General features: G+C 39.5%; 12 protein-coding genes and 1 tRNA gene. 3 read left to right on the forward strand and 10 right to left on the reverse strand.

Annotated elements, in window-relative coordinates; translation table 11 throughout:
- Positions 1-177: 177 nt before the first annotated feature.
- The gene (locus tag AC1Z3S_RS06720) at positions 178-1,764 is read right to left on the reverse strand and encodes a DUF975 family protein (protein WP_461739707.1); all 1,587 of its coding nucleotides are present in this window, start codon (positions 1,762-1,764) and stop codon (positions 178-180) included.
- Positions 1,765-1,817: 53 nt separating this feature from the next.
- On the reverse strand, positions 1,818-2,990 hold the full coding sequence (locus tag AC1Z3S_RS06725) for a pyridoxal phosphate-dependent aminotransferase (RefSeq protein ID WP_461739708.1): 1,173 nt from the start codon (positions 2,988-2,990) through the stop codon (positions 1,818-1,820).
- Positions 2,991-3,159: 169 nt separating this feature from the next.
- On the opposite strand from AC1Z3S_RS06725, the gene hisC reads away from it, so the two are divergent.
- Positions 3,160-4,212, forward strand: coding sequence for a histidinol-phosphate transaminase (hisC, locus tag AC1Z3S_RS06730; protein WP_461739709.1), 1,053 nt, complete (start codon positions 3,160-3,162; stop codon positions 4,210-4,212).
- A 115-nt stretch (positions 4,213-4,327) separates the two neighbouring features.
- Here hisC and AC1Z3S_RS06735 read toward each other — a convergent pair whose 3' ends face one another.
- The 6 genes from AC1Z3S_RS06735 to AC1Z3S_RS06760 all read right to left on the reverse strand — a co-directional run bounded on the left by AC1Z3S_RS06735 (position 4,328) and on the right by AC1Z3S_RS06760 (position 11,883).
- Positions 4,328-4,834 (reverse strand): type II toxin-antitoxin system Phd/YefM family antitoxin, encoded by a 507-nt coding sequence (locus AC1Z3S_RS06735; protein ID WP_461737574.1) that lies wholly within the window; start codon positions 4,832-4,834, stop codon positions 4,328-4,330.
- A gap of 278 nt (positions 4,835-5,112) precedes the next feature.
- Positions 5,113-7,290 carry a heavy metal translocating P-type ATPase gene (locus tag AC1Z3S_RS06740; RefSeq protein WP_461739710.1) on the reverse strand — a complete coding sequence of 726 codons (2,178 nt, stop codon included), beginning with the start codon at positions 7,288-7,290 and terminating at the stop codon, positions 5,113-5,115.
- On the reverse strand, positions 7,290-7,499 hold the full coding sequence (gene copZ / locus AC1Z3S_RS06745) for a copper chaperone CopZ (protein WP_265457095.1): 210 nt from the start codon (positions 7,497-7,499) through the stop codon (positions 7,290-7,292). The genes AC1Z3S_RS06740 and copZ overlap by 1 nt, the downstream gene beginning before the upstream one ends.
- A 23-nt stretch (positions 7,500-7,522) precedes the next feature.
- The gene (locus AC1Z3S_RS06750; protein WP_461739711.1) at positions 7,523-7,975 is read right to left on the reverse strand and encodes a CopY/TcrY family copper transport repressor; all 453 of its coding nucleotides are present in this window, start codon (positions 7,973-7,975) and stop codon (positions 7,523-7,525) included.
- Positions 7,976-8,088: 113 nt separating this feature from the next.
- Positions 8,089-9,531 carry an APC family permease gene (locus tag AC1Z3S_RS06755; protein WP_461739712.1) on the reverse strand — a complete coding sequence of 481 codons (1,443 nt, stop codon included), beginning with the start codon at positions 9,529-9,531 and terminating at the stop codon, positions 8,089-8,091.
- Positions 9,532-9,807: 276 nt separating this feature from the next.
- Entirely contained in the window at positions 9,808-11,883 is a 2,076-nt protein-coding gene (locus AC1Z3S_RS06760) for a heavy metal translocating P-type ATPase (protein WP_461739713.1), read from the reverse strand.
- 178 nt (positions 11,884-12,061) lie between these two features.
- Between AC1Z3S_RS06760 and AC1Z3S_RS06765 the strand changes: the two genes are divergently transcribed.
- Together AC1Z3S_RS06765 and AC1Z3S_RS06770 are read left to right on the forward strand one after the other, a co-directional pair.
- Positions 12,062-12,144: transfer RNA gene (locus AC1Z3S_RS06765), tRNA-Leu, on the forward strand.
- Positions 12,145-12,203: 59 nt separating this feature from the next.
- Positions 12,204-12,404 carry a hypothetical protein gene (locus AC1Z3S_RS06770; RefSeq protein ID WP_461739714.1) on the forward strand — a complete coding sequence of 67 codons (201 nt, stop codon included), beginning with the start codon at positions 12,204-12,206 and terminating at the stop codon, positions 12,402-12,404.
- Positions 12,405-12,596: 192 nt separating this feature from the next.
- On the opposite strand, the gene AC1Z3S_RS06775 is transcribed toward AC1Z3S_RS06770, so the two are convergent.
- Together AC1Z3S_RS06775 and AC1Z3S_RS06780 are read right to left on the reverse strand one after the other, a co-directional pair.
- Positions 12,597-13,451, reverse strand: a complete 855-nt coding sequence (locus tag AC1Z3S_RS06775; protein WP_461739715.1) for a CTH1 family zinc finger protein — start codon at positions 13,449-13,451, stop codon at positions 12,597-12,599.
- Positions 13,452-13,817: 366 nt separating this feature from the next.
- A complete protein-coding gene (locus AC1Z3S_RS06780; RefSeq protein WP_461739716.1) occupies positions 13,818-14,351 on the reverse strand; it encodes an FMN-binding protein in 534 nt (177 codons plus the stop codon).
- Positions 14,352-14,479: the final 128 nt, after the last annotated feature.

Consider the following 14,479-nt stretch of genomic DNA (forward strand, 5'->3'; position numbering starts at 1 on the left):
TCTTTTATTTTTACAGTTTTAAAATTTTCTTTAATAAGATTAAATTACCTCGAACACAAAAATTTTGCAATTAAAATTCTAAAAAACAAACTTATTTTAAAAAAAGACCCTCATCAATAGCTGATTGAGGGTCTAAGCCTGACACATTTTCAAACAAGCTTTGATGAGAGTAAGCTTTTATTCAAATGGCGATTTCTTTTCAGCGGAATCAGAATCCGCTGCTTTAGTTTCTTCTGTTGCAGAATCTTCAGCTGTAGTTGCCTCTGTCAAATCAGTGGCGGCTGTTGTCGCTTGCTCTGCAGTTTCTGATTGACTTTGAACTTCCTCTGTATCAGAAACTTCTTTTGTCTCAATAGTATCTGAGTTTTGCGTTGTTTCCTCAGTCAACTCTTTCTTTTCAGCAGCTGACTGGCTAAAGGAATAAGAAGGTCTTTCAAAAATTCCTGTTGGCTCAGATTCTTCTTGGGTTTCGACAACCGTTTCTTCAATAACATGTGCCTTTGGAGCTTCTGGGGTTTTTGAAACTTCTGTGACTACTGAATCGTTTGATTGGTTTACTGATTCATTTGAGTTGCTATCAGTCTTAGGAACTGGCTGATAAACTGGCTTTGCAGCTAGCTCACTATTAGTATACCTTCTTTTTTCGAAATAAATTTCATCGAAGAAAGCTGCTTCAGACGTGTAGTAATAAGGCATTACATAAAAACTTGCAAAGCCTAAGCTGTAGGCTTGCGCTAAAAACCACCAGAAGAAGGATAGATTGAAAATTAAATATTCAATCTTATAGCCCCGCATTAATTCTTCACTAAGAGCAATTGCCTTAGAGGAATTTAAATCCGGTTCCCGTTTCAAAAGATAGTTAGTCATACTGTAGCTGGCCGTTTTAACCAGCCCAGGAATAACAAACAAAAAGCTCCATAAGGTAGTAAAGATGGCAATTTTAACATTTGACCAAAGAACAACTCCAAATTGTTTGCGGATTTTCTTGAGGCTATCTTTAAAATTAAAGTTTTCTCCATCAATGGTATCGATCCCCGTCCAGCGTAATAGCGGAACATAGACACAGTTATAGACGAGTGCTACAGCAATGATAAAAGCAATAAAGATGAAGCTGATGAGAAATGATAAAAATGGGTTGCTGCGGCGTGGCATTTCCGTATAGCCGGATTCTGGGAAATACGGTTCAAAACCATTATTCATCGGCGACACTTGATTCAAGGCCGGTGCTGAATTTGGCAATTGATAGCTATTGCCCTCTAGTGAATAACCTAGATAATCTTCCCACGCTTCATCATAGCTATAATAATAGGCATCTAAAGTACCTTCATTGAAATCATCCGAACCTAAATATTGCACAGGTCGACCTTCGATATTGGCCAAAATTGCTTGGTCAGAAGATAAGGTGCCCCAATACTCGGTGCCATCTTCTTGGTCCTGCCAGCCCTGCAAATAACCGGCTTGATAACCTAAGGCATAGCCGTAATTATATGCCGGTGTATAAGAAGATTCTTCATAGGTGTAATAATCATCATCCCAATAGTCATCCCAAAAATCGCTGTCGTAATCTTCTTCGTAATAACTATCCTCATAGCCGCTGGAATAATCATCTGTATAACTTAAGATACTAGCGATTCCCAAAAATATAAAGGAAAAAAAGAAAGTGATTGCCATAATTGCAAAGGGAATGATAATAAAAACACTCCATTTACCATATTTTCCCTTTAAGGAACGTTGTGCTAGTTCCTTCAGCTCTTTTCTTAACATTCAAGCGCCCTCCTGCTGCGTGATTTCAAAAAAACATTCTTTTATAAAGATAATTATACCTCATTTTGAATGTAAGTAGTTAGTCGGACCATCGCATCTGTTAAATTTTCCATTGATGCAGCGTAACTGATTCTGACATAGCCTTCTGCCTCTGGACCGAAAGCGATGCCCGGGATAATTGCCAATCCAACTTTTTCCGCTAAATCCAAACAAAATTTCATAGAATCTTGAATTTGGCCCGCAGGTATTTTGGCAAAAATGTAAAAAGCACCGTTGGGATGGGCAATCTCAAAACCTAATGGCCTCATTTGGCTAATTAAAAAATCCCGCCGTTTGATATATTCAGTTTTCATTTCCTGAGCATCATTGATTCCCTCAATCAAGGCTTGCACGGCAGCCTTTTGCGAAATTGTCGAAGCCGCTGTCACTAAATATTGATGGACTTTCATCAATTCAGCGGTCAGCTCCTGCGGGGCAAAGATAAAACCAATGCGCCAACCGGTCATTGCATGGGATTTTGACAAGCCATTGATTAGAATGGTTTGTTCCCTTAAATATTCAGCAATTGACACATGCTGCCCTTCATAGGTCAGTTCGCTGTAAATTTCGTCACTGATAACAAAGATATCATATTTTTTCAAGGTTTCAGCTAGCGCTTGAACCTTTTCACGATTGTATGTCACGCCAGTCGGATTACTAGGATAATTTAAAATAATCGCCTTTACCTGCTCACCATGAACCGCCATCGCTTGATCAATCATCGCCGGAGATAAAATAAAATCATTTTCCGTCGTATCAATATAAATCGGTTCCGCATTCGCCAGTGTAATCACTGGCTCATAGCCGGGATATATCGGTGCCGGCAATAACACTTTATCGCCGGGTTCCAAAATTGCCAGCAGGCTAGCAGAAATCGCTTCAGTTGCACCGACCGTCACGAGGACTTCATTTTGTGGATTGTAGTCTACAGCATATTTCCCCTTTAAAAAGGCTGCTGCCGCTGTTCTGACATCAATCAAACCAGACATACCGGTATAGTGGGAAAAGTTATCAGAAATAGCCTGTGCGCCGGCCTCTTTGACATGCTCTGGCGTATTAAAATCCGGTTCCCCCAAGGTTAATTTTAAAATATTCGGGATATCCGTAACTTGCTCGTCAAAACGGCGAATCAAAGACACTTGGATTTTATCGACCTGCGGATTAAAACGCTGTGTTAAGTTGTTCATCATTTAGCCTACCTTTTTGCTGCTTAAATTTTCAGTTTATTGTACCACATTTCCAGCAATATGAAATTTCAATTGGGGAAATTTCTACTTTTCTTTTCAAACACTCATTTTATTCTTGCGAAAAGTCCCGCTTATGGGTCATAATAGACAAAAACATGGAGGTCTCCTTATGCGCGGTATTCGAAAAACTGAGCCTTACACAGCTGGCGAACAGCCTAATTTCACGGATATGATTAAACTCAACACCAATGAAAATCCCTACCCACCATCGCCAAAGGTCAAAAAAGCTTTACAAGATTTTGATTATGATCAATTAAAACGTTACTCTTCACTGGACCAACGACCACTAAAGCAGGCCTTAGCCGAAAAATTTCAGCTTGCTCCAGAAAATTTTATTATCGGAAACGGTTCTGATGAAGTTCTAGCCTTTTGCTTTTTGGCTTTTTTTAATAGCGAGTATCCGATACTCTTTCCGGACATCACCTACGGCTTTTATCCTGTCTGGGGGGACCTTTTCAAAGTCCCGATTCAGTTAATTCCATTACAAGACAATTTTAAAATCAATTTAGCCGACTATGCAACAGACAATGGTGGAGTCATTTTGACAAATCCTAATGCCCCAACGGGTGACTATCTTACTGTAGCTGAAATCGAAAAATTTTTACAAGCGAATACCGAGTCAGTTGTCGTAGTCGACGAGGCTTATATTGATTTTGGCGGCACTTCCGTAATGCCGCTGATTGACAACTATCCTAATCTAGTTGTCGTGCACACTTTATCTAAAGGATTCTCTTTGGCAGGTCTCCGTATCGGCTATGCCGTGGCCCAACGGGCTTTAATTCAGGTCTTGGAAGGAGTCAAATCATCCTTTAACCCGTATTCTGTCGATAGCTTGGCAGAGACTTTGGCGACAGCTGCCATTGAGGATGGTGAGTATTATCAAAAACTACAAAAGGAAATTAGCTTAACCCGGGAAGCTTTTTCAAAAGACCTTTTAGCGTTAGGTTTCGAAGTGCTCCCCTCTTTGGCAAATTTTGTCTTTGCCAAGCCAACTAAAATTTCTGCAGAAAAACTTTTTAATGAACTCAAGGCTCAACATGTTTTTGTTCGCTATTTCAAACAGGAACGTTTAAAAGATTATTTACGCATCTCAATTGGGACTCCTTCAGAAATGAACCGTGTCATTCAAATTATTCAACAATTACTTTCGTCAAATAGTTAATTGAAATTTTGTTTCACCATAGAATCTATAAAAAAACTCTTATGCCGCTTCTGTTAGATAGCTGCATAAGAGTTTAATTTTTTTTGAGGTGGAACTTGATTAAAGCATACTGACTTTATTCCACGCCGAGAAAATACAATTTCTTGATAATAATCTTTTCAATTTGTTGCGCATCAGGATCGAGCTCGCCAACAATTTCTAATGTTAGATTGGGCCATTTCCAAGAACGATAAATAATTTTACCGGTCTCTGAAAGCTCTTGAATCATTTCCGTTAAACTTTGGTCAACATCTCGACGGCTAATAAAACCATAGCCTACTAAAATATTGTCCATATTTTCAAAGCCGATTTTAGTTTCCTTTACTAAAGAATCCTTGACCGCTTCCTGCAATTCTTCTAATAATTGCTGCTTGCTAATAGTTGTCTTTTCGGCCTTCAAAGCCTCCAACTCTTCGACTAATTTTTCATACTGGTCTTTGGTGACCATTACGCCAGCAACTTTTTCCCGGTTAAATATATACACCCCTGTACCTTCTTTACGGGCTTGCTCAAAAACCTCCATCGGTGACCGTTTCACTTCAGTGATGGAAGATGTGGGAACTTCTAATTTCTTTAACTCCATAAAACCCACGAACCCCTCTCAAAATTATCTTAGCCAATTATAGCATAAGAATCCGTGACTGGCAGAGTTTTTTGACTTAAAAAAACTTTTTAAAGTCTTTTTTCTCAAAACAAAAGAAAGCTAGCTGATTGTTAAACAAATTGACTATCTGCTTAAAGGCTTAGTCATTTTACGGATAACTATTACTTCTATCTCAAAAGATATTTTTGAAAAAATCTTTGATAGTAATTTTATCGTAAACTATTTGTTTCGCCACAAAGAGCTAACTTTCATTTTTTTTATAATTTGCTGCGATTTAAACTCAAGGAATTTAACAAGACACTGACTGAACTAAAGGCCATTGCGCCCCCCGCAATAATCGGATTCAAAATTCCAAAAGCGGCAAAGGGAATGCCAATCGTATTATAAATAAAAGCCCAAAATAGATTTTGTTTTATCTTCCGCAGGGTTAATTGCGATAATTTCACCATCTTACTGAGGGATTTCAAATCACCATTCATAATGGTAACATCAGCCGTCTCCATGGCGATATCTGAGCCTGTTCCCATGGCGACTCCAATATCAGCTAAGGCCAGCGCAGGCGCATCGTTAATGCCGTCACCAACCATTCCAACTAAATCACCATTTTTTTGCAACTCGCCGACATAACTGGCTTTATCTTCTGGCAGCACTTCAGCAAAAATTTGTTCTGCTGATAATCCAACTTGTTGTCCGATATATTGAGCAGCAGCCCGATTGTCGCCGGTCATCATGTAAACTTTAATTCCTCGATTTTGCAATGAGGCAATAGCTTCTTTAGAGGAGGCTTTGACTTGATCGGCAACCGCAATCATTGCCAACACCTCTGTTTGATTGGCGAGAAACATCACCGTTTTACCCATGCTTTCTAGTTCTTGATATTGATTAAATGCTTGAGTTAATTGAATGCCTAAAGAATCTAATAGGCGGACAGTTCCAGCAAAATACGTTTCCCCGTTGATTGTTCCGCTGATGCCTTGTCCAGGTAAACTGGTAAAGTTTTCCACGGAAAAATCTTGCGAAAAGTTTTTTTCGTCAGCAAAATTAACAATCGCTTTTGCCAATGGATGTTCTGATTGTTTCTCCATTGCTGCAAAGATTTCTAACTCCACTTGGCCGCCAACAGTATCAGTAACAACCGGTTTGCCTTCTGTAATCGTTCCCGTTTTATCTAAAACAATACTGGACAAATGAGCAGCGCCTTCCAATGCTTGACCGCCCTTAATCAAAATTCCTTGCTTAGCCCCTAAACCAGTTCCCACCATAATAGCAGTTGGCGTCGCCAGTCCTAAAGCACACGGACAAGCAATGACTAAAACAGAGACCGCATGAATTAAGGCTGTCTGCCAATCAACTACAAAGCCGGTAACTAAAAGTGTCAGTAACGCAATTCCTAAAACAACTGGAACGAAAATGCTAGATATGCGGTCGGCAATTTTTTGAATGGGTGCTTTACTCCCCTGCGCTTCCTCTACCATTCGAATAATTTGCGAAAGAACTGAGCCTTCGCCGACTTTTGTCGCTTTTACCGTCAAGCTACCATTAGTGTTGACAGTCCCGCCAAAAACATTGTCAGAAACTTGCTTTTCAACCGGCAGGCTCTCGCCAGTTAGCATGCTTTCGTCAATAGCAGATTGTCCTGCCACCAAAATGCCGTCAACTGGAATTTGTTCGCCGGGTTTTACTAAAACTAAATCAGCGGTTTTGACTTGTTCAATCGGTAGTTTGACCTGCTGTCCATTTATTAAAACAGTCGCTTCTCTAGCTTGTAACGCCATCAATTGCTTGATTGCATTGCCGGTTTTATTTTTAGCCGCTTGTTCTAAATATTTACCTAAAAGAATCAAGGTGATAATCATTGCACTGCTTTCAAAATACAGCTCCGTGTGATTATCGCTGAAAAAACCATTATAAATACTTAGCAGATAGGCTGCAGTCGTCCCCATCGCCACCAACACGTCCATATTTGGTGCGAGCGTCTTTATAGCGTGATAGGCCCCTTTATAAAAGCGGGCCCCTATCCAAAATTGAGCGGGGGTTGCCAAGACCAGCTGAACAATTGGTCGATGGAAAAACATAACGATTCCGCTGTGATTGCCTAAAATCATCAAAATCATCGAAATCATTAAAGGAGCAGTCAAGATAGCACTGACAATTAAATCCCGTTTCATTTTTGCGACATAAGCTTTTTTCTCAGCCGCAATTTGCTGCTTGTGGGCATCGTCGTATAAAATTGCCCCATAGCCGATATTTTCGACTGTCCCAATAATCTGCTCGGTACTTAATTCCTCCGCGAATTGGACCGTCGCTTTTTCAGTTGCTAAATTAACTGTCGCTGTTGTGACCCCCGGCGTACTATTTAATTCCTTTTCAACTCTTGCCGAACAATTGGCACAGGTCATCCCTGTGATGACAAAAGTTTCTGTCTGGCTGCTCATTATAAGACCTCAGTTGCATACCCGACTTCTGTCACTTTATCGGCAATGGCTTGCGGGCTCACTTGACTTTCGTCAAACTTAACAACCCCGTTTTCTTTTTTCAGATTAATTTTGACTTTTTCAATTCCCGGCAGGCTATTGATTCCTTCTTCCACACGAGCTACACAATGCTTGCAGGTCATTCCTTTAATTGCAAATTCTTTTTTCATAATAATTCCTCCATTTTTTGTTTTTAAGCTGAATGATGGGAGCATTCACATTGTCCCGGAATACAATTGCAGGCAATCGTCTCCTTGGCAACTTTTTGTTCCAATAATTCTTTTAGTTGATCGATATCTGCTTGGGTTAACTCCGCTTGATCGACTAACTCGGATAAGGTTTGGCCAATTCGTTTGGCGCAAATATGGGAAAACAGATTTTCGGTTGCACTTCTGACAGTCGCTGATTCGCTGACAGCTGGATGGTAAATAAATTTCTTGCCAACCTGCTCTGTCCAGACGACTTCTTTTTTAACTAATCGCCCCAAAAGGGTTTTGATTGTTGCCGGCTTCCAGTCCTTAGAATCCCCTAGTACACCGATAATTTCTTGAGCATTGGCTTGGCCTAATGTCCAAATAACCCGCATGACTTCCCATTCAGAGTCACTGATTTTTATTTGTTGATTGACTTGATCTAAAACGGGCATCTCGCACCTCCTCTGTTTACAATAGTAATCTTAAGATATTTTTAGTTTACAACTGTAATCAATAAAAGTCAATAAAAAAAATCAGGTTTCCCAGACTTTTTTATTGAAATAGATTATTCGGCTAATTCTTTATTTTTACCACGACGGGCAATAAATGGTAGCAGCATACCTAACGCGATTAAAACTAGTGGTGTGACAATGTTGGTTCCCAATTGGAAAATCCATCCTTGCGGGTCGACAGCATAATCGATTTTAGGAATCATCCCTAAAATACAGGCGAAGGCTGTAAAAGCAAAACACCAAGCGCCAAAGATAAAACCAACTTTAGGATTTTTAACAAATTTATATTCCGAATTAAATTCTTTGTAGGCTTTGTTTAACAACATATAGGCTAAGAAGACCCACATATAACGCATCGGCATGACAACCGAATTCAAATTAGTTAGCCAAGACACGATATGATTAAAATCACCAATACCAATCATTGGCAGCATGATAATGACGCTGACTAAAATACCTGTTAGCAAGTAACCATTTTTTAATGTACCTTTTTTTGTTCGTTGTCTTAACCAAGCCGGAACAAATTTTGGATCCGCATCGTTTAATAAAATTTTCAATGGTGCATCAATTGAAAAAGCCAGCGCGGCAATTTGGCCGATCCCGTTAGTTAAGGCATAGATAAACATCAAGGCGTTCCCTAGATGATAATGATCGCCTAAAATTTGAAAGGCTGCATAGGCACCATTGGCCATCAAATCTTCAGGAATTGCTGAGCTAGTGAAGAGCATTCCCATTGCCACAGAGCCTAATACCGCACAGATTCCGACCATTGCTGCTAAAAGAATCATGCCTTTTGGAAACTCTTTGGCAGGATTTTTAGTTTGGTTAACATATGGAGAAATTTTTTCGGCTCCGCCAACAGCAAAGACTAACATGGAAACTGTTGTGAAGTAACCTAAATCAAAAGTTGGAATATACGTTTTGACATTGGTCATCTCAGGTGTTGCCACTGTAAAATCACCGATAAATGGAGCGGTGGCGGCTAATAAAATAAATAATAATGACATGACGAACATTGCTGTCCCAGCAATTCCACCGATAAATTTTAAAACCGATAAGCCTTTAGTCGACAAATATAAAAACGCCAAGAAAATTACTAGTGAAGCTAAGGAAATCATCCCCACCGACATACCGGCTAGCATCGTGCCATCGCCTTTAATCGCCCAGCCGAGGGCAATCATAATCGCTTGTGGTTTTTGTGCCAAATATGGGATGTGCACCACCCAATAGGTCCAGGCAGCGTAATAGGCTAACCGTTTTGAGTGAGATGTTTTTTCCACCCAAGAGCTGACCCCGCCATCACTGTCTTTAAAAGCTGAGCCTAGTTGGCCAACAATTAAAGCATATGGAACAAAATACAATACCAGAATCAATATCCATGATGTGACTACTGATATTCCTTGTTGTGCATAGTTATTGACAACATTTCCCATGCCCCAAACCATGTTAAAGGCAATAAATGCTACCGAAAACCAGCGCAGCTGTTTATCATTCATGTATCTCTCCCCTTAAAAATGCAAATAAGTACAGAACAATTTTACAGCAGTATAGACCACTTAAACAGCTTCTCAATAAGTATCTGGCAATAAATTTAGTTTCCCTTCATTTTCATTTGAAGTAATCTTGCAAAGTAACCATTTAATTTTAATTTTATCGTCACTTTTTAGCCATAAAAAATAAAAAACGCTGACTTATCCTTGATAAGCCAGCGTTTAATTATGAGCAAGTTTTCTGCTTGTAAATTAAGAAAACTTCCATTTGAAGGTTATTTTCTAATTTTTTGTTCTTAAAGCCCGCATTGCATTTAAAACAGCTATCAGAGTAACGCCGACATCGGCAAAGACGGCAGCTCCCATTGAAGCAAAACCAACAGCTCCTAAAGCTAAGACTAACACTTTGATACCAATTGAAAAAATAATATTTTGTTTAACAATCCGCAATGTTTTTTTAGAAATCGCAATCGCTTTTGGTATTAGTGAAGGTGCATCATTCATAATCACGACATCAGCGGCTTCAATCGCCGCATCACTGCCTAAACCACCCATCGCAATGCCTAGATCAGCACGAGCCAACACTGGTGCATCATTCATGCCATCGCCGACAAAGGCAATCTTTTGATTGGTTGCCATCAGTTCTTCTAATTTTTCAACTTTTCCTTCAGGTAACAAATCCCCATAGACTTGATCGATGCCTAATTTTTCAGCAATCGCAGTCCCGACCTTTTGATTATCCCCGGTCAACATGACTGTTTGCTTGATGCCGGCTTGATGTAATTGTTGAATGCTTGTTTGGGCATCCGCTTTTACTTCATCAGCAATAATCAAATAACCTAAATATTCATTATCTTCAGCAAGATAAATAATCGTTCCAACTGTGGCAACTTTTGGAACTGAGATACCTAACTCCACCATCAACCGTAGATTACCGGCAGCGATTCTATTTTGATTGATAGTAGCCAACACACCTGCTCCAGAAATTTCTTGGATATCTTCAGCCGGTAACAACTCACCATCATAAGCCTTTAAAATCGAAAGGGCGATGGGATGATTAGAATTTGCTTCGACACTCGCTGCTAATCTTAGAAAATCTTTTTCAGGTAGACTAGTCGCAACCTCTTGGACTTCAAAAACACCTTTGGTTAACGTGCCCGTTTTATCAAAAACGACTGTTTCGACTTGTGAAAGCAGTTCTAAATAATTACTGCCTTTGACTAAGACGCCGGCTTTACTGGCCCCACCGATTCCACCAAAAAACGTCAACGGTACAGAGACCACTAATGCACAGGGACAAGAAATTACCAAGAAGGTCAATCCACGGTAAATCCATTCAGACCAAGCTTGTTGAAACAATAGCGGCGGCACTACCGCTAACAAAAGCGCTAAGATAACCACAACGGGTGTGTAGATGCGGGAAAACTTCGTAATAAAATTTTCAGCCGGCGCTTTTTTACTGCTGGCATTTTCAACTAAATCTAAAATTCTGCTGACGGTTGAATCCGCTGCATTTTTTTCAACTGTAATCTGAATGACACCCGTTTGATTCACAAAGCCGCTTAGAATTTGATCACCGACTACTAATTTTCGTGGCACGGCTTCTCCCGTCAAAGCCGAGGTATCCACCATTGTTTCACCATTGGAAATGACACCATCCAAAGGAACTCTTTCTCCTGGTTTAACAATAATTTCTGCACCGACTGCAACTTCTTGCGGCGCGACCTGCTGTTCACCAGTCGCCGTCATAAGATTGGCATAATCCGGACGAATTGCCAACAAGCCCTTAATCGATTTGCGGGATTTTCCGACGGCTACACTTTGAAACAACTCGCCAACTTGATAAAAAAGCATTACCGCAACAGCTTCTGGATATTCACCAATTAGCATTGCGCCAATCGTTGCAACCGCCATTAAGAAATGTTCATCAAACACTTGCCCCTTGATAATATTGCGGGCAGCCGTCAACACAACATCGCCACCAATGAATCCATATAAAAGTAAGAAACCAATCAATCTTGGCAGATCATTTAAATTAGCGAGACTTAAAATAATTAATGCAACAAACGAAAGAGCTACCCGCCAGATATCCTTTTTCAAATGACTATCGTCATGTTGATGCCCTTCAGACTGCTGACTTAAATCAATCATCTCTACATCTGGTTCTAGTTCATGAATAATCGTTTGCGCTTGTTTTTCAACCTTGGCAAAATCTTCGGCTGGACAAGTAATTGCCATCTTCGTTTGTACAAAATTAACCGTTGCCGCTTGAACGCCATCAATTTTTTTGACCGCTGTTTCAATTTTTGCAGCGCAATTGCCACAGTCTAAATTTTTCAACTCATATGTTTTTTCCATCTGACTAACCTCCTTAAACCCTTTACATGAATTTATCTTCATGTATATAATAAATGAATCGCTATTCATATGTCAAGCCTTTTTGGGCTTTTTTTCAAAAATAGTTTGACAGATGAGCTGCAAAAATTTACTATATAAAAAGTGATGAATTTATTTTAAATTGATTGCCAGTAAATTCGCAGAAGTGGTGGAACGGCAGACACGCTATCTTGAGGGGGTAGTGAGCACACGCTCGTGCGGGTTCAAATCCCGTCTTCTGCATTTGTAAAGTTGTTGGCAATTGTCAGCAGCTTTTTTCTTTTATTTAGGGGAGCTAGAAAATGAAAGAGCAACCGGAAGAACCTCAAGAAGATAAACAAGATGGCTTTTATAGTTTATTAGGAATGCTAACTGGTTTGCTGATTGCCCTAGCCACCAGTAATTTCCCCTTAGGACTTATGTTGGGTGTGATTATCAGCATTGCAATGGAATGGGTCCACAACCTCTATGCTCTCTACTTAAAAAATAAAGATGACCAGTAGATTTTAAAAAGATTACTGATTTTTTTGGTTCAACAACCAATTATCCTGTTAAGAATTTTTTGAAAATAACCACATAAAAAAACTTTCCCAATGATTGAGAAAGTTTTTTATGTGCTTCAATTTAAATTGTTGCTTAAATTCAATTACTTTTTAAGACGAAATACACTTATTATCAGAGAATTTCTTTATCTATCAATTTTCCGGGAAATAGCTATGATGATCAGCTTCCTTTGTATCGTCTTCAATCAGGCCGCTTAATGAACGTTCCAAGATTGACTTGCTTTTATTTTTTTCACCATTATTGCGCTTTTTGCCAATTTTTTTATATTCGCTGCGGGTCATGGCGGTGGGCTCTTCGCTGTTGCCAAAACGACGTACAGTGGGTTCTTCTTCCGTATCTTTAACTTGATAGGCAGCTGGTTCATTGTCAAAAACTAAAAACGATTGGCTATCTTTTTTCATGGCCTTCAAAAGCTCATCATTCGTAAATTCATTTTCGACTTTATCAGGAATAACCGAAGCTGGTACATAGGTCGGCTCAAAAGTTGGTTCACTCGACTTAAAATTGTAATCCTTGTGCATTTGCACTGAGGCATCATAAGGATCGCTATGGGTTCTGCGAACTACATAGCTAGCCCGACCAGGTCCCCGATTGCCAAATATATTGGTTTTACCAGTCCGCGTTTTTTCTGGATACTGGGGTTTTGAATAGTCCGGCAAGTTTGCCCGATGCTTTTCAATTTCCTTTTGCTGTTCAATGGACAACCCTGCCCGCTCGCTAATCCCTTTAGTATGCCGGCGATAGGTCCGTTCTTCACTGGATTTAACCGGTTCATCAAAACGAACAGTCGACTCGGTGCGCAGTGGCGGAACCACATCAGCCCTAACTTGATTTTCATAGCGGCGATTTTCATGGGGAGGCGCCGTAATCAGTGACTCTCCTCCACCAAAAATATCACGTTTTTCTCGATATATTTTTACCCCAGTCTCATCATCATAGGCGGGGAATCTAGCGTGTCTGCGTTTGACTTCGATTTTTTCTTCCATAGTTATAACCACCATTTTTTCTTATGTCCTTTTAATTTTAACATAACAATTGCGATTATTCTAGCGCTATTCCTTTCAATTAACGGCTTCAAGATTTTTTAAAATGATTTTTATTCGGAAAGAGAAAAATAAAAAAGACTAGTTTGAATTGCCCTTAAAAAGTTAGATTTTCCCTCTAACTTTTAAGAGTCGCTTCATCATTCTAGTCTTTTTTATATCCATTAATTGTCACAATAAAATCTGTTAATTTGTCAGATAGCTACCTTTTCCAGCACTTGTTTTTGCAAGTAGCAACTTAAAATGGAATGTTGTTTTTGAGTCGCTAACACAGTCAAACTATCCAAAAACAGCGGGATAACCCATGTTTTATTCTGCAGCTAACGTTACAACAGCCGTTTCAGTGTCGCCTTTTGCCGCATTTGCTAAAGCGGCGTCTGCTAAAACTTTGAAGTCTCCAGAAGAATGAGTGGCTCCAGTTACTGCATCAACACTTGCTGTCGATTGTGTTTTAACCAATTCGTCTTCTAAAGTTTTCATATATTCTTCAGGGTAAGTCCCATTAGAAGCTTCCATTTTTTCTTTATAAGATTCATCGGCAGTTTTCAAATTACCGCTTTCGTCCTTAGCGTCAAAATCAACCATTGTAATTTTACCATCAGCAATTGTGACTGTTACATATTCTTTGTAGCCATTGCTATATTCACTTGCTTCAGCAGTGTATTCGCCATCCTGCCAAGCTTCGGTAGTTGCATTAGTCGAGCTTTCCGTTGTACTTGCTGCCATTGAAGAAGATTCCGTAGAACTAGAACTGCTAGAAGCTGTTGAATTATCGCTACCACAAGCCCCTAATAGTAATAATGTTGCAAGTGTTGCCATACCTAAACCAAGCTGTTTTTTCATATAAATCAGTTCCCCTCAAATAAATATTGTTATTTTACAAAGACCAGATTAGCACTTTGTGTCAAAATCTTCAAATAAGATTTTTTGTGAAAAAGTAAGTTGGCTACTCGTGAATTCAAATATAAAAG

The sequence above is a fragment of the Enterococcus sp. LJL90 genome (genome assembly GCF_056924355.1).

What these genes read in the sequence shown, in the direction of transcription:
- AC1Z3S_RS06720 (WP_461739707.1), bottom strand. Translation starts at nt 1,764, where the DNA reads ATGTTAAGAAAAGAGCTGAAGGAACTAGCACAACGTTCCTTAAAGGGA.
- AC1Z3S_RS06725 (WP_461739708.1), bottom strand. Translation starts at nt 2,990, where the DNA reads ATGAACAACTTAACACAGCGTTTTAATCCGCAGGTCGATAAAATCCAA.
- hisC (WP_461739709.1), top strand. Translation starts at nt 3,160, where the DNA reads ATGCGCGGTATTCGAAAAACTGAGCCTTACACAGCTGGCGAACAGCCT.
- AC1Z3S_RS06735 (WP_461737574.1), bottom strand. Translation starts at nt 4,834, where the DNA reads ATGGAGTTAAAGAAATTAGAAGTTCCCACATCTTCCATCACTGAAGTG.
- AC1Z3S_RS06740 (WP_461739710.1), bottom strand. Translation starts at nt 7,290, where the DNA reads ATGAGCAGCCAGACAGAAACTTTTGTCATCACAGGGATGACCTGTGCC.
- copZ (WP_265457095.1), bottom strand. Translation starts at nt 7,499, where the DNA reads ATGAAAAAAGAATTTGCAATTAAAGGAATGACCTGCAAGCATTGTGTA.
- AC1Z3S_RS06750 (WP_461739711.1), bottom strand. Translation starts at nt 7,975, where the DNA reads ATGCCCGTTTTAGATCAAGTCAATCAACAAATAAAAATCAGTGACTCT.
- AC1Z3S_RS06755 (WP_461739712.1), bottom strand. Translation starts at nt 9,531, where the DNA reads ATGAATGATAAACAGCTGCGCTGGTTTTCGGTAGCATTTATTGCCTTT.
- AC1Z3S_RS06760 (WP_461739713.1), bottom strand. Translation starts at nt 11,883, where the DNA reads ATGGAAAAAACATATGAGTTGAAAAATTTAGACTGTGGCAATTGCGCT.
- AC1Z3S_RS06770 (WP_461739714.1), top strand. Translation starts at nt 12,204, where the DNA reads ATGAAAGAGCAACCGGAAGAACCTCAAGAAGATAAACAAGATGGCTTT.
- AC1Z3S_RS06775 (WP_461739715.1), bottom strand. Translation starts at nt 13,451, where the DNA reads ATGGAAGAAAAAATCGAAGTCAAACGCAGACACGCTAGATTCCCCGCC.
- AC1Z3S_RS06780 (WP_461739716.1), bottom strand. Translation starts at nt 14,351, where the DNA reads ATGAAAAAACAGCTTGGTTTAGGTATGGCAACACTTGCAACATTATTA.